Genomic DNA, 22948 nt, shown 5'->3' on the forward strand with positions numbered 1-22948 from the left:
CGCTTCAAATGTTCTTACTTCAAGCGACTTATATTTTCCAAGCATTCTCTGAATACCTCAGCAATAAATAAAACAAAGGACGAAGGGGTAGGTTACTTGACCTGTCCCTCCGTCCTTTTTAAATCACATGCTTCAAAATATCCTTCACATTCAATAGAGCATCATGCTCTTCCCCAATCGAAAGCTGACCTTCGATTCGTTTCGTTTCTACTTCTTTAATTAACCTGATAATGACATCAATAAAAATGTTATTCGACAGCATTCCTTCGGTGATCATGGGAAAATAAGTCATGGCTTCGTCCACATTCCCATTAATAAATTCGGTAATAAAATAATTCCAGTAGATTTCTTTTTTACTAATGTCTTCATCTGGCTTAACATCGACAATGTGGGACCATTCTAAAAAGCGCACAATGGAAGTGGATAGATTCAATGGCAGTTCAAATACCTCTGAGGAATCGATATCCTCAAGAATCGGGAAATAAGGTTGATTTTCATTGACCTCTTTGACCCTTGCCCGTTTTCCATTGGATAATTTGACCAAGCTTCCCTTTGGATAAATATTAATCAATTCCATGAGGTTGATCACATATTTGATGTCGTATTTATTTTCTTTACTTAATAACAACTCAATTGCTTTTAAAGAAGAAAATGGAGTTCTTCTGTAGGGGCGTTGCAGCGTAAGCGCAGAGTATGTATCAACGACTGCTAATAGTCTAACTTCTTCTGATAAAGATTCCCCCGTTACCCCTTCAGGATATCCGGTACCATCAAGACGTTCGTGATGAGATTTTACGAGTTCTTCGTATTTGGAAGGAAGATTGATCTCCTTCAGTACATCCAAACCGTAAAGGGTATGTTTTTGAATTTCCTCATATTCCGTTTTTGAAAGGGTGCCATCTTTTTGGAGCAACTCCTTATTAATTTTCAGCTTTCCAATGTCATAAATCAGACACCCGATGGCAAAGGACTTAATATCTTTAATTCCCGAATCTCTAGCCAATAAGGCGCCTAATAAAAACACATCAAAAGAATGGAAATAGCTGTATGGGTCTTTCTTTTTCAAGGAAAATAGGCTGGCGGAAATACGGGCATCCAATAGTGAGGAAATAAACAAATGTTCAATCCACGCTAGTTGGGCGTCACTATTTAGAATTAATCCGTACCTTGCCTCGCTCACAACATATTGGAGACTTTCATAAAATAATTCTTTAAGATCAAACAGTTCTTTTGAGTAAAAAATCTTTTCCTTGTGCTTGACAGTTCGTTTGTCATGCTTTGTATGTAAATTAGCAATTCCCCAACTTTCCAGATTTCTTAATAGAGAATTGTTCACAATCGTTCCCTTTTTAACAAGAAGGATATCATTAAAATAAATATCGTTTGCGATCGTATCCCCTTTTTTCAATTGATTAATATAGGTTAAGTCAACCTGTGCCATTAGCCTCTCCCTTCCTGACAATCTCATCAAAAAATTATAGATTATATCAATTAATCGTGACTTTTGTACCTATATTATATAATAGACTCCATTCTTTTTGGGGAAAATTTCACTATTAAATGAAAAAGGGGTGGAGGAAAGATTAAATTCTTTGTGCCATTTAGGTTCTCCTCGTTTCTTAATATAAGTTAAATAGGTTTAAACCTATCAATATCTTTACTTGTTACTCATTCGTATTTAAAAATTTAATGACATTAATTCCAACATTTGTGGAATATTTAATAGCAGTTACTAAAATCTCATAGGTAAAGCTGCTAGTCTTGTATTCAACTTTAGAACCTACCTTCAAGTTTGGAAACGTTTCTGGGGTAGAACCAGGTACATTTGCACTTATCGTGGTCGTATCAATTTCATGCTCATCTTCAGCAACTTCTACTACCGATATAAAAAGCTCATCTTCAAAATAGCCTTCAGATTCATCAACATGGATCACATTACTTTCTGGCTCTACCTCTAATAACTTATTTGGTATCCTCGACTCCATTTCCTCAGGAGCATTTTCAATCATGGTATTAATTTCCTCAAGCTTTTTATTTAGCATATTTATTTCTTCTTTAAGAGCTGTATTTTCAGCAAGCAATTCGATATTTCGATTCTCTGAGATGGTTAACGATTCTTTCACTGCTATATATTCAGCCGGTAATTCCTTCTCGGCCTCTTCTTTCCCTTTTTCGAAGCCTCTATCGTGTACTCCTACCATTGTCCAAATGACGCCCGAAAGAGTGACCGCAAATCCCAATAAAGTTCCAATTAAAGTTTTATGGTGATTTTTCCACCATGTTTTTCTATTGGAAGGTTCTTCTTTTTCAGTTGAGACGTTTGGATTCCTGTTCGAAACTGAAATTTCTTTTACTTCCCTTTCTCCCTCATTAGGAATTGCCCTTTTCCAATCATCTTTCATTTTATTCCCCTGACTCCTTCTATTAGACAACTAATTGTAATCATTTTATAAAAAACTGAATTTCCGAATCATATAGGATTAATCCTTTGACCCAAAATGTCCCCCTTTATCCTTGAGTTCTTCCTACTTATTCTATCTGTACAAGTCTTGGAACCAGCACCTGTCCATTCATTCTTTAAATCGTTATCTGATTAAAAGAATTCAGCTAGAGAAGATTGAACCGAGTTAGGCAAGAGCTGATAAAATAGACCTTGATATTTAATATCTAGGATAGCAGCAATGATAAAAATAAGGATGATACCAATAAAAATTAATTTCCGCTTAGAACTTTGCTTCAATTCGTTTCCCCTCCATATAAAATCATCTTTTAAGCGGGACCGTTCTTTACCAAGTGTATGAAGTATCCCAACTAGACCATATTCCCTATATTTTCTCATGGAACATAATAAAAGTCATTCAATGATTGAACGAAAAAACGGTAGGCATCAGCAAAATTAATGGATGCCTACCGTTTTATTTTTCAAGACTTCACTGTGACCCGATATCCTTTCTATAGAAAGTTCTAACGATGACTGGTCGCCAAAGCTTAAATAGGTCTAAGGAATGAAAATCCCCAGACCGTTATTATAATTAATATAATAGGTTTCTAATTTGGAACGCCATTATAAAACTATTATTTTTCGAAAAAAGTCGAGTCGTGTCAGATACTAGACCCTTAGACTACATTTTCCTTGTTCACAAGATTTTCTGCCTTTACTCTTTTTTTCCTAACCTCATAAATCACCATCAGCATAATAAACCAGACTGGTGTTACCATCAACGCAACACGAGTATCCTCTGCAATGGCTAGCACAACGAGAACAAATGCTAGAAAGGCAAGAATAAGGTAATTTGCAAATGGATAGAGGGGCATCTTAAATTTGTTTACTTTTGCTAGTTCAGGTCTAGTTTTACGATATTTTAAATGACTGACCACCGTAATTCCCCAAATAAAGATGAAACACACTGTCGAAATACTTGTAATGAGGGTAAATACGCCTTCAGGCATGACATAGTTTAGAATAACGGAAATTAAAATAACAACGGTTGAAAAATACAATGCATTAGAAGGTACTTTTCGGTTATCCAATTTCCCCAATTTCTCCGGTGCATTTTTATCTTTCGCAAGTGAATAAACCATTCGGCTTGTACTGAAGATCGCGCTGTTACATGCCGATGCAGCAGAGGTTAGAACGACAAAGTTGATGATCCCACCAGCTGCGATAATTCCGACCGCAGTAAAGACTTGAACAAATGGACTCTCAGTCGGTACAATGCCATTCCACGGATAAACACTCATAATCACCGTAAGTGCACCAATGTAGAAAATAATAATCCGAATCGGAATATTATTGATCGCCTTTGGTATTACTTTTTCAGGGTTTTCCGTTTCACCCGCAGTAAGTCCTACCAGTTCAATCCCAACAAACGCAAATACGACCATCTGAAATGAAAGGATGAATCCATTTATGCCATTTGGAAAAAATCCTCCCTGGTTCCATAGATTTGTGAAACTTGATGCTCCGGCATCAGTAGAAAAGCCCTTTATAATCATAAAAATACCAACAACTATTAACGCTAAAATGGCAACCACTTTAATTAAGGCAAACCAGAATTCCATTTCGCCGAAAAGTTTGACCGTTGCTTTGTTCATCCAAAGTAAAACGACAAGCGCAATTAATCCTGGCACCCATTGTGGTACACTTGGAAACCAATACTGGGTATAAAGACCAACAGCCGTTAAGTCAGCCATGGCAATAGAAATCCAGCAAAACCAATAGGTCCATCCTGTAATAAATGCTGCCTTTTCACCTAAATAATCCCCAACAAAGTCAACAAACGAATGGTAGTTTAAATTACTTAACAGGAGTTCCCCCAAAGCCCGCATGATTAAAAAACAAATGACACCTGTAATCATGTAAGCAAATAGAATCGATGGTCCTGCTAAATGAATGGACTTTCCGGCTCCTAGAAATAATCCTGTCCCGATGGCTCCCCCGATCGCAATGAGTTGGACATGCCTATTTTTCAGTCCTCTTTCCAATTGTTCTTCTTGCATCTTTTTTCCCTTCTCCCTAGTAAGTTTGTATTTCTGCAACGACTTTCCATTCAACCACTAGATTTCCTCTACTTGTAGGATTGAAATCTAAACGAAATATGAAAGCGCTTACTAAATTAAGTAGATCATTAATCATTTGATAGAATGTGCTTTAAAAGCTTCTTATTCTATCATTGATCATACTATTCTCGAAAAACAAATTTACTAGATACTAGGGGCTTAATATGACATCTTGTACTCCTAATAAAAAACTATCATTATGTATCATCATAATGCCAGTTCCTCCTTCCCTGTCCTTTTACCTGAGAGTGTTACTCCTTGGGTGGCCATACGGCTCTCTCCAGAGATGCGTCCTATTGCAGTCCTTTTACCTGAGAGATTTGCCCCTTTTTAATCAGGGATTTGCTCCTTCGGTGCTAAAAAACTTTAGTCTCTCCTACAATAATCATCCGCAAATATTTTATTCCTACAATTTACATATTATTCTAAACTAATAATATTGTCAACAAACGCAAAGAGACTCTAGTCATGCTAGAGACTCCTATAAATGGTCTAAAAATTAATGCATAACCGGTAAAGTCCCTTATATAAGACTTAAAAAGATTATTTTTATATTACTACAAATATACTTTATTAAACTACAAATTTTTAACAGATTTAGGATGATACAGGCAACCTAATGCTGAAACAGCGAGAACCGTCCCCATGTTTCACAGTTTCTCTTTAACCAACCATGCTCCTCCAATGACGCCCGCATGATTTCCTAATGTGGCAGTGACAAGCTCTACGCCTTGGGCTACTCGCGGAAAGGCAAATGAAGCAAATTGTTCTTTCAAAGGCTCTAATAATGTGTCACCTGCTTTTGAAACTCCTCCACCAATGACAATTTTTTCAGGATTTAATCCATTCGCCAAATTCGCAAGGGCCAATCCAAGATGGTAGGTAACTTCTTCGACGACCTTTTTGGCCAATGCATCACCTTCGCTAACTGCATCCAGTACTTGTTTCGCTGTAATTGTTTGACTATTTTCATAGATTTCACGTAGACTACTTTGATCCTCTTTAGTAGATAGTTCCTCAACGGTTAAGCGCACAATACCGGTCGCCGAAGCCACTGTTTCTAAACATCCCTTTTTCCCACAATTACAAGGGGCTCCACCTTTTGGAACAGATACAATATGACCGATTTCTCCACCTGCTCCATTCACTCCGTGTACAATTTCACCATTGGCGATCAACCCGCCGCCTACTCCGGTGCCTAATGTAACACAAATCATATTCTTAGCCCCTTGACCCGCACCTTTCCACATCTCGCCGATTGCAGCAATATTCGCATCATTGTCAACCACAACAGGTAATGAAGTTTCACGCTGGAGAATCTCCTTCAACGGGAAGTTCTTCCATCCTAAATTAATGGCTACTTCAATGGAACCATCTTTCTCATTAACAGGACCAGGGGCACCGATTCCAACTCCGATTAACCTGCTCTTTGTCTGATCTAGTTCTTGTAATTTCCGATCAATGCCTCTAGCAATAGAGGCGGGGATATACTTGCCGCTCTCTCTTTTATCTGTATCAATCTCCCAAGAATATAGGATATCTCCATCCATACTAATAAACGCCATTTTAATTGTGGTACCACCTAAATCAACACCGACTAACCATTTTTCTTCCATTCCTGTATTTCTCCTTTTTTCAATTCATTCTTATTTTCTGACATGAGGAAAGCCGTCAATCACACTGACGGCTTTTTTTATTTTATATTTTTTTACACGAATTCCGTTCAATCATTTTATGAGGGATAATCAATCTCTTTGCAGGTTCATTACTATTTTTAATCATCTCGATTAAAGTTTTTGCGGCTTGAAAGCCTAAATCATGAATGTTAATATCAACGGTTGTTAATGGCGGGTGGGCTAACTGTGATAATAATAAATTGTTAAAACTGACAATGGAGATATCATCAGGTACACGAATGCCATGTTTTTCTAGCGTATTAATCATATCGAGTGCCATCAAATCATCCACGACTACTAAAGCAGTCGGTGTTTCCTCAAGTGAAATTAACTTCGCAACTACCTCTTGACCGCCCTCTATTAGAGAGTCCTCGTGGACAATATAATCATGACTAATCGCAATGCCTGCTTCTTCCAGCGCCTCTTCATATCCCTGTCGCCGATCCTTTGTGACCATTAACGAAAGATTTCCTCCAACAAAGCCAATTCTCTTATGACCAAGATTTAATAAATATTTAGTTACTTCTTTAGCTGCACCGATATTATCATTATCTACATGAGTCGTTTTATCCATATTTTGATAAGGTTTTCCGATCATCGTATAAGGAACCTCTTTATCCTCAAGAAAAGCCATCACTTTATCATTGATTCGTGAGTATAGTAAAATCACACCATCCACCCGTCCACTTTGAACCATTCGGACAACCCCGTCATAAATCTGTTCTTCCGTTTCACCTGTTGAAAATTGAATCGCATATTCCGTCGTATGTGCCATATTACTAATCCCCCGTATTACCTCGGGGAAAAATGGATTTTGAAATACTTTATCAGTAGAGTTTGGCATGATGAGACCAATCGTTTGTGTGCAACGCTTGGCCAAATTTCGTGCATTTAAGTTTGGTTGGTAACCCAGATCTTTCATGACCTGACGTACCTTTTGTTTTGTTTTGATACTAATTCTTGGGCTATCTGCAATAACCCTTGAGACGGTAGATGGGGTAACATTTGCAGCTTTCGCAACATCCTTTATCGTAACAGCCAACCTATGTCCCCCTTCCTTTGTATCTTGTATTTTTCAACCGTTTTTTACTTTTTTATGATTTCCATTATAATATCTTTTCCGCCGTTTGTAGATAGATTACTTTGTCTGTTTTCAATCTTAAACTGATCACCATTTACAAGAATGATAGGAGTAATGACATTATTTCCGTGGTTTGAAACTTTTTCAATATCATATTGGGCGATTGGGGTCCCTTTCGTTACTTTTGCCCCATCATCGACCAAAATCGTAAATCCATCCCCTTTTAGATTAACTGTATCTAATCCCATATGGATAAGGATTTCAGCTCCATGATTCGTTCTCAGGCTTATTGCATGTTTCGTTGGAAAAACACTAATCACTTCACCATCAACGGGTGAAACAACTTGCCCATCAGTTGGAATAATCGCAACTCCATCCCCCATCATCTTTTGTGAAAAAACAGGATCTGGTACTTCTTCTAATGGAACAATTTTTCCTGTTAACGGAGCATAAACAGACTCTTTTTTGGACTTAAATAATTTAAACATGTTGCATCCCCTTTCTGCTAATACAAAATGCCTCGCTGATTTTTGGCACAAACTTGCTCAGAAAACTAAACTTTTTTTCAACTGAAGTTCACACTTTCCATTCAAATGTTGTATAACATTCTTATAGAACTTCTACCCAATCAATACTTCAACTCCAAAATGATCAGAGATCACCGGTTTATTTTTCCCATTAAAAACAACAGCAGATTTCTTCACGTTTACTGGAAGATTGGAAAAAATATAATCGATTCGTAAATCTTGTTTATTTTCCTCCCAGCCAGCAAGCTTCCCACTAACCGTAGCACCGTGATCCTTCTCTTCTGCAAGGTTATACGTATCATAAAGACCTTTACTCAGGATATAATCATAGCCTTCACCACGAATATGGGCGGCATTATTAAAATCACCCATTAAAAAGAATTTCTCGTTTTGACTAGCGATTTGACAAAGGATGTCCATTTGCTCTTCAAATGGTTCATCTTCATCACCAAACCAACCTAAGTGGCACGAATAAAAGGCAATGGTTTCGTCTTGAAAACGGATTTTTGCACCCACAATCTTTCTCGTCTTCCAAAAATTCGTATCTCTCGATTGGGTGATAAAGAAAGACTCTTTATGTTCAATGGGATGTTTCGTTAATAGAGCGACACCTTCTTCATAAACATCGTATCCAATATGCGCAAAATCCCAAATGAATCTATAGTCTTTAACTCCTAACTCTTTTAATTCTTCTAGAAGAACGAGGACAAAATGATCCTTTTTATAGGGCCCATCGATGATTTCGGCATCGATGGACTGATTCACTTCTTGTAAGGCGATCACGTCATAGGATTGTTCCTTAATTCTCTGGGCTAAAATCTTAATTTTGTTCCATTGATTTTCTTCCTGCCAAGAATGACAGTTTAAGGTTAATAATTTCATCTCCTTACACTCCTAAGTGATCCTGGATATCTGATTTTAACACATCGGCTTTTGGACCATAGATAGCTTGGACCCCTTTATCCTTGATGATTAAACCAAGGGCACCATTTTTCTTCCAGTCTTGCTCTGGAGCAACGGCATCGATATCTTTTATGGTCACACGTAGTCGCGTCATACACGCATCAACGTCCTCAATGTTTTCTTGTCCACCTAATAAACCAATAACTGTAGTAGCAAGTGAGTTGTCGTCTCCTGTTGTCTTGGCAGATGATGACTCTTCTGTTCCTTCTTCCTCAGTATAGTTTCCTAAGCGTCCTGGTGTTGCAAATTTAAACTTTTTAATCATAAAGTTTGCTACTGCAAAGTTTATGACAAAGAAAACTAAACATGCGACAACAAAATACACAACATCTAACCATAATCCTGCTTTTAGAACCATCGGCATTCTTGTTAGAAATTCAATGAAACCAAAGGAGTGAATTCGGATATGAACAAGATCCACAATCGCAAATGCGAAACCAGTCATAATGGCATATACCACATAAATGGCTGGTGCTACAAACATAAACATGAATTCAATTGGTTCTGTAACCCCTGTTAAAAATACAGCCAATCCAGCTGAGAAAAACATAGACTTGTATTTAGCACGCTTGTCTTTATCAACATTACGGTACATGGCAACCGCGATCCCGATTAATGCTGCACTCGAAAGAATCATTTGTCCTACTTTAAAACGCGCTGGCGTTACTTCACTTAGTAAAGCTTCGTATCCTGCTGTATCCCCTGCAGCTAGTAAATTATTTAAATCCGCAATCCAAGCAAGCCATAGCGGATCTTGCCCAGCCACAACGGTTCCGGCACTTGAACCAGTCAAAATCGTATATACTCCGCCCAATTCGGTATAGTTCATTGGGACCGTTAACATATGATGTAAGCCAAAAGGTAGTAATAAACGTTCTAATGATCCAAATATAAATGGAGCCACAACTGGAGCTGTATCACGAGATGATGCAATCCAAACTCCAAAGTCATTTAGAAGCCCTTGAATAAATGGCCATACAATCGAAAGAATAATAGCGGTTACAATTGATCCCGCAATCACCACAAACGGTACAAAGCGCTTCCCATTAAAGAAAGCCAAGGATTGCGGTAATTTAGCATAGTTATAATATTTATTAAAAATCGTAGCTCCTAAGAAACCGGAGATAATTCCGACAAATACACCCATATTTAAAGCGGGTGCACCTAGAATGGATACAAAGTAATCGCTTACGACTAACTTGCTTCCAAATAAAGAAGAAACAGTTGCCTCTGGATCCGCTAACATGGCACCGTTCACACCGAAGATGGCACCTGTAATGCGATTGATGAGGATAAAAGCGATTAAGGCAGCAAAAGCACCGCCCGCTCGTTCCTTCGCCCAAGATCCCCCAATGGCGACAGCGAATAAAATATGGAGATTTCCAATAATTCCCCAACCAATTTCCTCAATTACCAAGGCAATCGTACTCACGATTGCTAGATCTACCTCAATCATTCCTACTAGCTTCCCAAGTGAAATCATAATCCCTGCAGCGGGCATAACTGCCACAACTACAAGTAAGGCCTTCCCTAATTTTTGCCAAAAGTCAAACTTCAGTTTCATGTTTTTCATTCCCTTCTATACGGTTCGTTTGTTTTTGTATATACCTTTGCGCAAACGGTTGCATTATTGTTCAAAAAAATTATTTGATGTGATAAACCCTTGCTTCATAAGGTTCTAAGATTCCTTGAGTTACTGTTTCATAATTACTCAATACAAGCTGAAGTGTTTTATTTTCCAATTGTGCCGGAAGCTCATAGGTTGTTTTCTGACCAAATAGGTTTGTGATGATCAGAAATGTTTCATCACCCAAAGTTCTGGTATAAGCAAAGATTTGATTATGTTGAGCTAATTGTAGTTCAAAGCTTCCATATACTAATGTCAGATTCTCTTTTCGTAGTTGGATTAATTTTTTATAAAAATGATAAATTGAATCAGACTCTAGCATAGCTTTTTTCACATTAATGTCCGTATAATTTGGATTCACCTTTAGCCATGGATTCCCGGTTGTAAAACCAGCATTTTCTTCGTCATTCCATTGCATTGGGGTTCTAGAATTGTCTCGACCATTTTTCCAAACAATCGCCATCAATTCCTCGTGACTTTGCCCATTGGCAATTCCCGTATGATATAAATTTTTATAAGATACATCATCATAATCATCAATCGAATGGAATTGAACGTTGGTCATTCCAATTTCTTGCCCTTGATAAATAAACGGTGTTCCCTGCATTAGAAAATACATGGTGGCAAGACATTTTGCAGATTGTACTCTGTACTTTTCATCATTCCCCCAAGTTGATACGGAACGGGGCTGATCATGGTTTTCTAGGAATAAAGCATTCCAACCTTTTCCCTCGAGTTTCGTTTGCCAATTATGAAAGGTTTCTTTTAATGCTTGAAGATCTAACCCACCTGTTACACTCATCCCCCATAAATCAAGATGCTCAAATTGGAAAATCATGTCAAATACGCCATTCTCTTCTCCAACCCATTCTTCCGCTTGGTCAGCCTTGACTCCATTCGCTTCACCAACCGTCATAATGTCATAGTTAGAAAACGTTTCGCGTTTTAGCTCTTGTAGAAAAACTTCAATTCCCGGTTGATTCATATGGCCATCAAAGGAAGGTACATATTCTAGATTGTCTGAGTTTGGCAGATCCGGAAAACCAGGCTTTTTCTTAATATGGGAAATCGCATCTACCCGAAAACCATCAATTCCTTTATCGAGCCACCAATTGACCATTTCATATAAGTCTTTTCTTACTTTTGGATTTTCCCAGTTTAAGTCTGGCTGCTTACGAGAGAAAACATGCATGTAATATTCTTGAGTCCGTTCATCATATTCCCAAACAGAACCTTTAAAGATCGACTCCCAGTTATTAGGCGCTTTTCCATCTTTACCAGGGTGCCAAATATAGTAATCCCGATAAGGGTTGTCTTTAGATGAACGAGATTCAATAAACCATGGATGTTCATCAGAAGTATGATTAATCACAAGATCCATAATTAACTTCATGCCGCGTTGATGGACTTCTGTTAAAAGAAGGTCAAAGTCGGCCATGGTACCAAACTCTTCCATGATTCCTTTATAATCACTAATATCGTAACCGTTATCATCATTAGGCGAAGAATAGATCGGACAAATCCAAATGACATCGATGCCTAAATCTTGTAGATAATCCAACTTAGAAATAACTCCTTGAATATCACCAATTCCATCGCCGTTTGAATCCATAAAGCTGCGTGGATATATTTGATAAGCAATCGCTTCTTTCCACCATATCCTTTTCATGATGACTTCCTCCTTTTTTCTTACTATTACTATATCAAATTGAATTATTTTGTGCAATCGTTTGCATAAATTTATTTTTAAAAGATAACTCTATTCGAGTAAAACGTAGAAATATATGGAAACGACTATTTTTCCCTTTGATATAGCATCAAAACCTGTTTGCAAAAAGGAGGTTTCGGCTATGATTCCTCTATCATAGGACAAACGATTGCACAATTATTGTGCAATCAGCCACTCTTATCTATACTTGTTCAAAATGTATGTACAAAGTATTACGATCCCAGATCCGAAAATCAATTTGATCATCTTTATCAAAAGCCACCTCTTGATTCCAGGAGGTTTTTAATTAGAACAAAAAAATGGTAGGAATCAGCTATTAAACTGAATACCTACCATTTTTATTATTATTATTATTAGTTAAACTTAAGAGAACACAGAAGTAAAGGCTTCATTCAATTGACGACGATGATAGAAGACCCCTTGACCAATTTTATCCTCTGTCCAGGTAATGGTTGGGAAGTCAGAATATACCGCATATCCTCCGGTGTACACTTCATTCCGGTTGCCCGATGGATCATAGAAATAAATCGTTTCCCCTCTTGTTACTCCATGACGAGTCGGCGTAACTTCAATTTCGATTTCATTTCGAGAGAGGATATCAGATGCTCGAAGAATCTCATACCAGTTGTCCAAATAAAATCCAACATGGTGAAGTTTAGCGTCAGGTCCTTTAATGAAGGCGACATCATGTCCGGTCATGGTAGTGGTTAACCATGTAGCAATTAAGTTTTCGCCATCAACAGTAATCACTTGTTCAGTTTCGACAAAACCTAATGCCTCTTTAAATAATCGTCTAGTGGATTCGATATCTTCACCGGATAATAAGGCGTGGTCAAGTCGATGTGGATGAATCCCTCTTAAGCCGTCAGGCCATGGATGTGGATTTAACCGTCCCGTTGGTACCCCTACATAATCGATATCATGATAGAATTCAAACTTATGTCCAGTTGGGAGCACGAAGCGAATGGCTTCCCCTTCACCCACACGTTCACGATTCGAAACCCGTGATACGGTACAACCAAACTGTTCAATTTTACGCTCCAATGATGCTAATACATCATTATTGGTGACCTTGAAGGCGATATGATCGATCCCAGCACTATCCGATTTTTCAAGAATGACACTATGATGGTCCCATTCATCCCATGCTTTTAAATAGACTCGGTTTGAATCACGTGCCGTAATGTCAAGTCCCAGAATATTCGTGTAGTAATCCACCGATTTTTCAAAATCATAAACTCTTAATTGAATACGTCCTACTCTTTCAATACCATTACCATTCATCTCATACACCCCTTAAATTAAAATTAATAGAACCTCAGTTGATTCATAGGTGTTGTTGAAGTATGTATTGCCCTCTTGTGGACCTTTGTGTATTCAACCCGGAGTGATGTTTTTCTTATCGGTGATTTTCTACTAAATGTTAAAAGATTGGTTGAATGTATCAAATTATGTGAGTTTAAACTTTTATAGAAAAGGTCCTCACTTTACAAAGCAATAAATACCTCGTTAAAACAGAACATGCTACGATCAGGTTACGATTACTTTGAAAAAATAACTTGTACATTCCAATGATAACGCTTTCTCTTTTCTTTTTCTACGACAAGAAGTGACTGAAATGGTACAAAAATGTGACAATTTGGTTTGTTTATGTAACATGGGGACGGTTCTGGTGTTTCACTACTAAAAATGAAACACTGAGAACCGTCCCCATGTTTCATTTAATAAGACTAAAAAAAATGGGAAAGCAATCCCATCGTCTTATTTATACAAAGATAAAAAATTTAAATTTTACAAAAATAAGACTATTCCATTTGAGAAAAACGTGATTTAATCGAATTAGATTGAAAAAACACGAAGGGTGAAGAAAAATGACAAATGAGGAGTTTGAAATACTGGTAAGAAAACTGGAAGTAAAAGCTGAGAAGAATCTAGGGAGATATCGATTTAAAGTGCTTCTAATAACGGCACTTGGATACGGTTATATTTTATTCTTTCTTGCTCTTGTCCTATTTTTATTAAGTATTACATCCCTATACATTGTAGAAGGGAATTTTACGTTTGGCAGCCTAAAAATATTGGTGATAACTGGACCTTTATCTTTTTTTATTATTAAATCGCTGTTTGTTAAAATGCAGTTGCCTGAAGGGTATTATTTAAAGGAAAATGAAGCACCTGAATTGGAGAAAACAATCTTGGAAATTAGCAATAAGCTTAAAACGCCAAAAATTCATACAATTGTACTGGATGATGACTTCAATGCTGCTGTTTTGCAGCAACATAAATTTGGTCTGTTTGGTTCGAAGAAAAATATTTTACTGATTGGAATCCCGCTGATGTCCAGCCTGACCAGGGAACAGTTTACATCCGTATTAGCCCACGAGCTTGCACACATTTCCCATTCCGATACATCAATCGGTGCAATGATTTACCGCGTCAGAATGACTTGGTCACAGCTTATGCATTCTCTAGAAAATAATGATCAGGTTGGTACATCCTTGTTTCAAAAATTCATCAAATGGTTTTATCCTCGGTATTCGGCCCATACGTTTGTTATGGCTCGCCAGCAGGAATATGCTGCAGATGCTGCAGATGCTAAAGTCACATCACCGGAAACTGTCCGGGATACTTTATGTGCCGTCTCAATTGGCTCGCAATACTATTACGAAAAGTACTTCAAGGAGCTTTTCGAAGAAAGTTCAAAAACAAATGTCGTGCCTCAACCATATTCTCAATTTTTTGATAAGTTTCAGAAGTTGGATCTAGTAGTTGCAAAAGCATTCCTAAAAAATGAACTTGAAATGGAAAGTAATGTATTTGATACACATCCATGCCTGACAGATCGCTTAAAAGCTGTTGGGATGAAATCGAACACTCCTCAAAATGGTGAATCTGCAGTTGATTATTTCTTTGCCAAACCCGTTTCGATCCTGCAGCAGTTTAATCGATCATGGTTTGAACAAAATGGCGAAAAGTGGGAAGCACAAATGGCTTCCTATACTGAAGCAAAAAATAGATTGCAAGTATTAGAGAATAGTAAGGAACTTGATCTCCAAGGCAAATTTGAAAAAGCAATTCTCACACGCAATCTTGTTGGCTATGAGCAGGCTACACCCATGTTGGAGGAAATTATTGCCGAAAATGCGGATAAGCAGATTGCCCAGGCTTACCTTACACTCGGAAATATCTACTTGCAAAAGGAAGAAACTTCCCAAAAGGGTGAGAACTTTATCAGAAAAGCGGTTGAAATCGATTGGGAGCTAAAGGAAGAGGCTTTGGAGACTCTTTGTAACTATTACTATTATACTGGTCGTATGGAGGCATTTGAGGAAACTAGAGCTCAGTTTGAGGCATGGCCAGATATACTCGCGCAGTTCGAAGAAGAATTTTTAGCCCTTAACTGGGACGACCATTACGTTTCACACGATCTAGCTCCCGAGGAAGTAGCAGTAATTGTCGATGAACTCAGTCATCACAATGAAATAGTCGAGGTCTATCTGGTTCGAAAAGTGATAGAGTTAATTCCGGAAGGAAAGGTTTATTCTCTGGCCTTGAAAGTCCAAGTACCGGAAGACATGGACATGGTTGAATACACAGACCAATTATTAGAAGAATATGTTCAAGATCTCCAGATCGCCGAAAACATCCAGTTTTATATTCTCAATGGTTATGAGGATTTTGAGAAAAAGGTTAAAGAAGTCGAAGGATCGCAAATATTGGGGACAAGTTCAAATCAAAAAAATATTCCACTAAGAGTATAATTTTTAAAATACACAAGTCAAAGATTGTCCATCAGTGGGATGATCCCTGACTTTTTTTTATGGGCCTACCCATCAGTAAATTACGCATAAAGGTAATGTGCCTTTATAATGAGACGTGCTAGGCACTAGGACCCTATTTATAGAACCCTTTTCTTATAGAACCTTTTTCAAAAAACTTAAAGGATAAAATATCTACAAAATCATCATCTTTTTTTCCAACAATTTATCATTCATGCTAAACGGATAATAAAAGAGCTAATAATCAAACTAAAGACTCAATCATTGTTATTAAAATAATAACATCTAACCTCAATTTCCTTTGAATATTTTAAGCTTTTAAGAGAAAAATAAAAAAAAGGAGTGTGAGACACATGGATTCTGAGCGTGCTAAGGAAATTATTCAATCACCCGAAATGATTAATGTAAGTTATCGTGGTATCCCTGTTTATTTAAAGGAAGTAAATACTGAACAACAAACAGCATTAGTATTTCCTCTTGATGAAATGGAAAATGAACAAATCGTTGAATTAAAAGGTTTATTAGAGAAGTGACCCTCTTTTTGACTTTAATGATTTAGAAAGATATGTGAGACTTGACCACACTTTCTAGTGGATGTTACGTAGGAAAAGAAAACGATGTGGGACAGGAGGTTCTGTCCCTTCTTCCTTTTAATAATATTTAACTTTTCAACAAAATCTAACAAACTTCGAGGAGTGACAGGCACTAGAACCTAAAAAAGTGTGCTCTCATCTAACTAAATGAAACACCGAGAACCGTCCCCAGTGTTCCATTATAGGCGAAAAAGCCTAAAGAGCCATTCACCTATAATCTAAACCTATTAACCTATTATACCTTTAAATCAATACTTCCACCCAAATGCGGCTGAGCAGCGTGGTGAATAGCCGCTACATCATTTGTACTCATCAACTTTTGAATCGATTCTTCTTGCTGTTCAACATTTCCAATTGCCATCTTCATAACTGACATCGAAGCCTGTTGTTGAACTTTCCCTTGACTTAATGCCATTGACATTAATGCAATATCCATAAATACACCTCTTCTGACTTTTAGTGAACAATTGAGTGCAATTGCTTTTCTAATAAATGAACCTCACTCTTCAAATCATTTAATTGATCATTCAACTTTTCAATTTCTATTTTAGTAAGTTTATGATCAAGTGTAAATTGAGCCATTTCTTTCATTTGATAAAGTTTACTTTCGATTTCTTCTAAAATACGATCTTGTTTTTTACACAACTCTAGTTGCTGTTCAAGAAACGCTTTGTGTTCCTGATCCTCTTTATTCATTCGTGCCTCCATTTCATAAAACACTGCTGTAAAACAAGGTTTTTCGGGGCGCAGCAGGGACGATATCTCTAATAAGCGTATTCGTACCTTCTTGTATTTCAAAACCATTTACTATTGTAATAATTCATTTTTTATATTCTCTATTTATATCGGTTGATTATCGGACTTTTATAAATGTTGGAAGTATGTTTTTGGAGAAAGTAAACATTATGAAGATAGTTATAGATTTTTTAGCCGTTTTTCAAAATACTATGGTACCAATCTCATCCACCTTCATTCGGAACATCACTGTGACGGGGGATTTACACAACAAGTCTCATTCTACAAAGTCCATCAAACGTCAAGTAATGACAGGGACCGAGACCGAGACCCATCTATTTATGATGTACGATGAATTTTTGTCCTATAAACAAATTGCTTAATAGAGAAATCCACGCTAGGTATGTTTTTCAATCTTTTTATATACTTCAAGAAATAGATAAATAATTTAACGTCCTTGATAGCTTTAACAAAACCAATCTCTTTATTATTTAAGCTTTGAAACTGAATATAATCGTATAGTATTTCTTCATCAATATCCTCTATATACATGATCAATGTATAATCATAGATATAGGTGAATATTCGATTTAGCGAATGGTTCACTTCTATATAAAATGGACTAGAAGAATCAGTTTGAAATTGATTCAATAACCATTCATAACGTCCTTCATTTCTTTTAGCTATCACTTTTATTACCGAACCTCACTTTAATCCTATTTTATCGTGAAAATCTACGAACCTAGGTAATTTATCCATATTTAAATTTTAATTAATAATTTGCTTCCTATCAAGGGATTACCGACCCCTCAACGAATTAAAAAAGGTTAGATAAGCGAAAAATGAATCTTGATCAAATCTGTTCGGCTATTAACTATGCAGTTAATTCCCCTATAACCCGTTACTAGTGCACGGTGTATTCCTTTATTTAATCAACTTTTTCATTTATAACGCCTTTTCGAAATCTATCATTGAAAAAGAATTGGACCAAACCTTCTTTCTTCGAGAGGCCCAATTCTTATTGATTGTTGCGTTAAATTTTAAACTTTCGTACTAATACATTTAATTGTTCTGACAGCTTAGCTAATTCTACTGAACTGCCAGCTATCTCTTCCATTGAACTGTTGGTTTGTTGGACAGTCGCAGCCGTTTGTTCCACTCCCGCAGCCGCTTCTTCTGCTGTTGCTGCAATCTCTTGAATAGAACTACTCATCTCTTGACTAGATGCAGATATATCAGAAAGATTAGTCGAAATCCGTTTGATACCATCAACCATTTCCTTTACGGACAAACTAATGTTGTTAAATGTTTTACCTGTTGTTTCAATTTGAGTGGTTCCTTTTTCTACTTCTTTATATCCATCTTGTAAGGATGATGTAACAGTTTCAAATCCTTTTTGTATGTTTTCAACAATTCCTGTAATTTCCGATACAGAAGATCCTGTTTGTTCGGCCAATTTACGAACTTCCTCGGCAACAACGGAAAAACCTCTTCCATGCTCACCAGCTCTTGCTGCTTCAATCGCTGCATTTAAGGCTAACAAATTCGTTTGATCTGCTATTTCTTTAATCACTGTAACTAAGTGAGAGATTTCTTGGGATTGATGATTCAAATCGCTCACCTTTTGAACAGATTCTTTGACAATTTCATTAATCATCGTCATTTGTTTCGTTGACCCATCCATTAATTGACTACCATCATTGGTCATATCCATAACTTGATTTGACGTTACTTGAATTTGCTCTCCATACTCATTAGCTTCTTGAACTTTTGTAGAAAACTCTGTCATAGAAGCGGATAGTTCACTTGCACTATTGGCTTGAGTTTCAGACCCTGCGGCCAATTCCTGCATCGTCGTGGCGATCTGTTCAGAACCGGCACTTACTTCATTAGTGGATTGAGTTAATTCTTCACTATGACTTGACACTGTTTCGGAAACTTTATTTATTTCCTTTAACATATTTCTCATACTATCGGCCATCTCATTGGTTGCGGTCACTAATTGTCCAATTTCATCCTTGGATTTTACCTTTATGTTTTCGTATGTTAAGTCTCCACCAGCAATCCGTTTCATTTGATTCATAACTAATCGCATTGGTTTTGAAATCATGTTTGATAATGCGATGCCTAGAAGAATGGAAATAATGACAGCAACAATACTAATGATTAAGGCTCTTATAAGGCTCGAAGCAGCATCACTTTTAGTTTCTTCTATATTTTGGTCTGCAATTTCTACTAACCAATTATAAAGTTCTTCACTTTCTTTATTTAATTTTACTGTAAGGGGTGCTACATCCTGTAATCCTTGATCAATAGCTTGTTGTCTATTTGTGGTTGATAGCTCCATCATCCGCAAAGCTGTTTCACTTAATTGTTGATTGGTTGTGTGGATAGCATCTAATTTATCTTTTGTTTCCTGTAATGTAGCTAGTTCTTTTCCTTGCAAAATTAAATCATCAATTTCAGCAGTTGACTGATTAAATCCTTCTTTGTAGGTATCAGTACCGTATAGTATATAACCTCTGTAATTACTTATTTCTAACGCACTTTCCGTTTGGATGGATTGTATAATTCCTTTTAATTCCAATACAGTATCAATAATATAATCATAGGAATCGTTTGTTTTTTTCATAGTGTTAAAAGAAAGTAAAGAAGAGATTACAAAAATAAGTGCGACAATAATAAAAGATCCAATCATTTTTTGCTTGATCGTTAGCTTCATCTGGGTGTCTTCCTCTCATATTTTTATCTAATTAGTAGAATATTTATATGGCCTTTTCCAACGCTTCCTTAATTCGATCATGACTAAATGGTTTTACGATAAAGTCAATGGCTCCTGCCTTAATTGCGTCTACCACCATTCCTTGTTGGCCCATAGCTGAACACATAATAACCTTAGCATCTGTATGAAGTTTCTTAATTTCCTTTACCGCTTCGATTCCATTCATCTCAGGCATTGTAATGTCCATCGTAACAAGTTCTGGTTGTAAATCTTGATATTTTTCTAATGCTACCTTTCCATTTTCAGCTTCTCCAACAACCTCATGCCCGAGTTTTGTCAAAATATCCTTTAATTGCATCCTCATGAATGCTGCATCATCCGTCACTAATATTCTTGCCAATGTTAAACCCACCTTAATTTATTGATTGACTACTTTCATGTAGTTGAATATTTTCATTTTGATCCGTTACCTTTGTTAAATCGAGTAAAATCAACAGCTTTTTATCTACTTTTGCTATGCCTTTTATATACCTATTATCAACTCCGCTAATCATTTCGAATGGTGGCTCGATAGAGGTTGAATCAATATCAATGACTCCTGTAGCTTCATCGACAATTAAACCAATTTGGATATCTTCTAGATTAATGATCAAAATCCGATTTTCATCTGTCGTAGTTGTCTTTTTCATAGATAAACGTTCTTTTAAATCGAGAATAGGAGTAATTTCCCCTCTTAATGGCATAATTCCCTTTATAAAATGAGCCGTTCCAGGAACCTCTGTAAGGGGTTGTAATCTCTCAATAGAAATCACTTGATTGACCTCTACTCCAAAAAACTGGTTATTTAATTTAAATATGATATACATTATCTGCATACACTTTTATCCCTCCGTTGACCATTATTTAAAGAAAACATTAGGATCCAGAACTAATGCAACGGAACCGTCTCCTAAGATCGTAGCTCCTGAAAAACCTGACACGTCACCTAAATAAACCCCTAATGTCTTCAAGACAATTTCCTTTTGACCCACTAAGTCATCAACCATTAACCCAACGAATTGGTCTCCTTTTTTAATGATGGCAACATAGAATTCTTGTTGAATTCCTTGTTTTTCTCCTACTTGATAATGAAAATACTCTGATAATGAAACGAGAGGAATGATATGTCCTCGATAATCGTAAACTTTTTGACTATTAACATAGAAAATTTGTTCCTTATCCAATAACAGGGTTTCAACAATTGAGGATAACGGAATGGCATATGTGGCTTCCAGGACCCTTACTAAAAGTGAAGTAATAATGGAAAGAGTTAAAGGGAGTTGAATCGTAAAGATACTGCCTTTTCCTTTTGTTGATTGAATATCAATCTGACCACCTAAAGCCTCGATTTTATTCTTCACTACATCCAGACCAACACCTCTGCCCGAAATGTTGGATACCTTATCTGCCGTACTAAAACCAGATAAGAAGATCAACTTGTTTGCCTCTTCATCTGATAAGGTTTTAACCTGTTCTGCTGATATTAGACCTTTATCAATTGCTTTGGCTGCTACCTTCTCTTGGTCAATTCCAGCACCATCATCTTCAATTTCAATAAATACATGATTTCCACTATGAAATGCTCTAAGGGTTAAATGTCCTTCTTCCGTCTTACCTGATTGTTTTCTAACTTCAGGTAGTTCAATCCCATGATCTACAGAATTTCGAATCATATGGACTAAAGGGTCACCAATTTCATCAATCACAGTTCGGTCAAGTTCGGTTTCGGCACCTTCAATGGTCAAATTAATTTTTTTATGTAAATCCCTGCTCAATCCTCTTATCATTCGTGGAAAACGATTAAAAACCTGTTCAATTGGAACCATTCTTAGCGTTAGTATCAACGTTTGCAGTTGGGTGGAAATCCGACTCATATGGTCAACCGTTTCTTTTAGTGCGGAACTACGTAATGATTCAGAAATGGTTTCCAATCTTCCACGATCCACCACTACTTCTTCGAACAAATTCATCAATTCATCAATTTTTTCTAAATTGACCCTGATGGTATGGGAACCACTACTTGTTCCATGTTCCATAGAAGAATTGTTTTTACTAGAATCTGCTTGTATTGGACTTCCTTCTATGGATTCTTTCTTCTCCTTACTCTTATCAAACGTTTCTTCCTCCTTCTCAGAAACATTTTCAAGATTGATAGAATTGACTCTAATCTGTTTAATCTCAGATACATTTGAGATCAACTTTTTAATATCTTCATTCATTTCTTTTGTCAAAAGTAAAAGAGAAAATGTTTGTTCAAAATCTCCTTCTTCTATTTTTTCTGTAGCAGGAACCGTTTTAATAATTTCCGCATGATTTTCCATCTGTTCAAAGACCATATAGGCACGGACACCTTTTAGCATACAGTCTTCTCTTAGCTCAACCGTCACCTGATAAGCGAAAAACCCTTGTCGTATTCCATGTTTGATAATCGTTCTTTGGTATTCGTCTAGGTCTAAACCCATTACACTTTCTTCTACTTTTGAATCTTGTTGTTTCGAAGCAGAGGGAACAATTTCGACTTGTACTAATTGTTCTAAACGTTTTACTAGTTCTGTTACATCCTTCTTTCCATCTTTTCCTTCACTGATGGATTGAACCATTTCCTCCAAATATTCTATTGCCAGAAAAATGATGTCAATAACCTTAGAAGATACATTGATTTTATTATTTCTAATTTGATCAAAAACGTTTTCCATTTTGTGCGTTAGAGCCGCAATATCATCAAATCCCATTGTGGCAGACATACCTTTTAATGTATGAGCAGAACGAAAGATTTCGTTAATGATTTCAATATTCGTAGGTTCCTTCTCTAACTTCAAAATATTGTCATTTACTGCTTGTAAATGCTCACGACTTTCATCTAAAAATACTTCCAGATATTGATTGGTTTCCATTTCAACGGTCCCTTCTTCACTCT

19 protein-coding genes and 2 riboswitches are annotated in these 22948 nt (G+C 36.7%); of the genes, 2 read left to right on the plus strand and 17 right to left on the minus strand.

Annotated elements, in window-relative coordinates; translation table 11 throughout:
• Positions 1-118 precede the first annotated feature (118 nt).
• From Q5760_RS21410 to Q5760_RS21460, 11 genes are all read right to left on the minus strand, one after another.
• Positions 119-1441: an HD-GYP domain-containing protein gene (locus tag Q5760_RS21410; protein ID WP_428909611.1), complete on the minus strand. Its 1323-nt coding sequence runs from the start codon at positions 1439-1441 to the stop codon at positions 119-121.
• Positions 1442-1664: 223 nt separating this feature from the next.
• A complete protein-coding gene (locus Q5760_RS21415) occupies positions 1665-2402 on the minus strand; it encodes a hypothetical protein (protein ID WP_428909612.1) in 738 nt (245 codons plus the stop codon).
• 191 nt (positions 2403-2593) lie between these two features.
• Positions 2594-2839 carry a hypothetical protein gene (locus Q5760_RS21420; protein ID WP_428909613.1) on the minus strand — a complete coding sequence of 82 codons (246 nt, stop codon included), beginning with the start codon at positions 2837-2839 and terminating at the stop codon, positions 2594-2596.
• A gap of 278 nt (positions 2840-3117) precedes the next feature.
• Positions 3118-4500: an amino acid permease gene (locus Q5760_RS21425; protein ID WP_428909614.1), complete on the minus strand. Its 1383-nt coding sequence runs from the start codon at positions 4498-4500 to the stop codon at positions 3118-3120.
• 280 nt (positions 4501-4780) lie between these two features.
• A riboswitch (glycine riboswitch) is annotated at positions 4781-4849 on the minus strand.
• A riboswitch (glycine riboswitch) is annotated at positions 4850-4949 on the minus strand.
• Between the two features lie 261 nt (positions 4950-5210).
• Complete coding sequence (locus Q5760_RS21430; RefSeq protein WP_428909615.1) at positions 5211-6176, minus strand: ROK family glucokinase; 966 nt, start codon at positions 6174-6176, stop codon at positions 5211-5213.
• 82 nt (positions 6177-6258) lie between these two features.
• Entirely contained in the window at positions 6259-7278 is a 1020-nt protein-coding gene (locus Q5760_RS21435; protein ID WP_428909616.1) for a LacI family DNA-binding transcriptional regulator, read from the minus strand.
• 44 nt (positions 7279-7322) lie between these two features.
• Positions 7323-7805, minus strand: coding sequence for a PTS sugar transporter subunit IIA (locus tag Q5760_RS21440; protein WP_428909617.1), 483 nt, complete (start codon positions 7803-7805; stop codon positions 7323-7325).
• 132 nt (positions 7806-7937) lie between these two features.
• Complete coding sequence (locus Q5760_RS21445; RefSeq protein ID WP_428909618.1) at positions 7938-8726, minus strand: endonuclease/exonuclease/phosphatase family protein; 789 nt, start codon at positions 8724-8726, stop codon at positions 7938-7940.
• Between the two features lie 4 nt (positions 8727-8730).
• On the minus strand, positions 8731-10380 hold the full coding sequence (locus tag Q5760_RS21450; protein WP_428909619.1) for a PTS transporter subunit IIBC: 1650 nt from the start codon (positions 10378-10380) through the stop codon (positions 8731-8733).
• A gap of 70 nt (positions 10381-10450) precedes the next feature.
• Positions 10451-12103: a glycoside hydrolase family 13 protein gene (locus tag Q5760_RS21455; protein WP_428909620.1), complete on the minus strand. Its 1653-nt coding sequence runs from the start codon at positions 12101-12103 to the stop codon at positions 10451-10453.
• 423 nt (positions 12104-12526) lie between these two features.
• Positions 12527-13447 (minus strand): catechol 2,3-dioxygenase, encoded by a 921-nt coding sequence (locus Q5760_RS21460; RefSeq protein ID WP_428909621.1) that lies wholly within the window; start codon positions 13445-13447, stop codon positions 12527-12529.
• Positions 13448-14034: 587 nt separating this feature from the next.
• On the opposite strand from Q5760_RS21460, the gene Q5760_RS21465 reads away from it, so the two are divergent.
• Together Q5760_RS21465 and Q5760_RS21470 are read left to right on the plus strand one after the other, a co-directional pair.
• On the plus strand, positions 14035-15924 hold the full coding sequence (locus tag Q5760_RS21465; RefSeq protein WP_428909622.1) for a M48 family metalloprotease: 1890 nt from the start codon (positions 14035-14037) through the stop codon (positions 15922-15924).
• 371 nt (positions 15925-16295) lie between these two features.
• On the plus strand, positions 16296-16475 hold the full coding sequence (locus Q5760_RS21470; RefSeq protein ID WP_428909623.1) for an H-type small acid-soluble spore protein: 180 nt from the start codon (positions 16296-16298) through the stop codon (positions 16473-16475).
• A gap of 295 nt (positions 16476-16770) precedes the next feature.
• Here the strand turns inward: Q5760_RS21470 and Q5760_RS21475 are convergent, their stop codons facing one another.
• The 6 genes from Q5760_RS21475 to Q5760_RS21500 form a co-directional block, all read right to left on the minus strand.
• Positions 16771-16971, minus strand: coding sequence for a YjfB family protein (locus Q5760_RS21475; RefSeq protein WP_428909624.1), 201 nt, complete (start codon positions 16969-16971; stop codon positions 16771-16773).
• Positions 16972-16991: 20 nt separating this feature from the next.
• On the minus strand, positions 16992-17231 hold the full coding sequence (locus Q5760_RS21480) for a hypothetical protein (protein WP_428909625.1): 240 nt from the start codon (positions 17229-17231) through the stop codon (positions 16992-16994).
• A 1072-nt stretch (positions 17232-18303) separates the two neighbouring features.
• The gene (locus tag Q5760_RS21485) at positions 18304-19992 is read right to left on the minus strand and encodes a methyl-accepting chemotaxis protein (RefSeq protein ID WP_428909626.1); all 1689 of its coding nucleotides are present in this window, start codon (positions 19990-19992) and stop codon (positions 18304-18306) included.
• A 43-nt stretch (positions 19993-20035) separates the two neighbouring features.
• Entirely contained in the window at positions 20036-20392 is a 357-nt protein-coding gene (locus Q5760_RS21490; RefSeq protein WP_428909627.1) for a response regulator, read from the minus strand.
• A gap of 13 nt (positions 20393-20405) precedes the next feature.
• Entirely contained in the window at positions 20406-20867 is a 462-nt protein-coding gene (locus Q5760_RS21495; RefSeq protein WP_428909628.1) for a chemotaxis protein CheW, read from the minus strand.
• 24 nt (positions 20868-20891) lie between these two features.
• Positions 20892-22925: a chemotaxis protein CheW gene (locus tag Q5760_RS21500; RefSeq protein WP_428909629.1), complete on the minus strand. Its 2034-nt coding sequence runs from the start codon at positions 22923-22925 to the stop codon at positions 20892-20894.
• Positions 22926-22948: the final 23 nt, after the last annotated feature.

The organism is Niallia sp. Kr1, from assembly GCF_050389805.1.
In the GTDB taxonomy this organism is placed as follows: domain Bacteria; phylum Bacillota; class Bacilli; order Bacillales; family Cytobacillaceae; genus Bacillus_BD.

Coding starts and splice junctions, on each gene's coding strand:
- Q5760_RS21410 (WP_428909611.1), bottom strand. CDS start 1,441: ATGGCACAGGTTGACTTAACCTATATTAATCAATTGAAAAAAGGGGAT.
- Q5760_RS21415 (WP_428909612.1), bottom strand. CDS start 2,402: ATGAAAGATGATTGGAAAAGGGCAATTCCTAATGAGGGAGAAAGGGAA.
- Q5760_RS21420 (WP_428909613.1), bottom strand. CDS start 2,839: ATGAGAAAATATAGGGAATATGGTCTAGTTGGGATACTTCATACACTT.
- Q5760_RS21425 (WP_428909614.1), bottom strand. CDS start 4,500: ATGCAAGAAGAACAATTGGAAAGAGGACTGAAAAATAGGCATGTCCAA.
- Q5760_RS21430 (WP_428909615.1), bottom strand. CDS start 6,176: ATGGAAGAAAAATGGTTAGTCGGTGTTGATTTAGGTGGTACCACAATT.
- Q5760_RS21440 (WP_428909617.1), bottom strand. CDS start 7,805: ATGTTTAAATTATTTAAGTCCAAAAAAGAGTCTGTTTATGCTCCGTTA.
- Q5760_RS21445 (WP_428909618.1), bottom strand. CDS start 8,726: ATGAAATTATTAACCTTAAACTGTCATTCTTGGCAGGAAGAAAATCAA.
- Q5760_RS21450 (WP_428909619.1), bottom strand. CDS start 10,380: ATGAAAAACATGAAACTGAAGTTTGACTTTTGGCAAAAATTAGGGAAG.
- Q5760_RS21455 (WP_428909620.1), bottom strand. CDS start 12,103: ATGAAAAGGATATGGTGGAAAGAAGCGATTGCTTATCAAATATATCCA.
- Q5760_RS21460 (WP_428909621.1), bottom strand. CDS start 13,447: ATGAATGGTAATGGTATTGAAAGAGTAGGACGTATTCAATTAAGAGTT.
- Q5760_RS21465 (WP_428909622.1), top strand. CDS start 14,035: ATGACAAATGAGGAGTTTGAAATACTGGTAAGAAAACTGGAAGTAAAA.
- Q5760_RS21470 (WP_428909623.1), top strand. CDS start 16,296: ATGGATTCTGAGCGTGCTAAGGAAATTATTCAATCACCCGAAATGATT.
- Q5760_RS21475 (WP_428909624.1), bottom strand. CDS start 16,971: ATGGATATTGCATTAATGTCAATGGCATTAAGTCAAGGGAAAGTTCAA.
- Q5760_RS21480 (WP_428909625.1), bottom strand. CDS start 17,231: ATGAATAAAGAGGATCAGGAACACAAAGCGTTTCTTGAACAGCAACTA.
- Q5760_RS21485 (WP_428909626.1), bottom strand. CDS start 19,992: ATGAAGCTAACGATCAAGCAAAAAATGATTGGATCTTTTATTATTGTC.
- Q5760_RS21495 (WP_428909628.1), bottom strand. CDS start 20,867: ATGCAGATAATGTATATCATATTTAAATTAAATAACCAGTTTTTTGGA.
- Q5760_RS21500 (WP_428909629.1), bottom strand. CDS start 22,925: ATGGAAACCAATCAATATCTGGAAGTATTTTTAGATGAAAGTCGTGAG.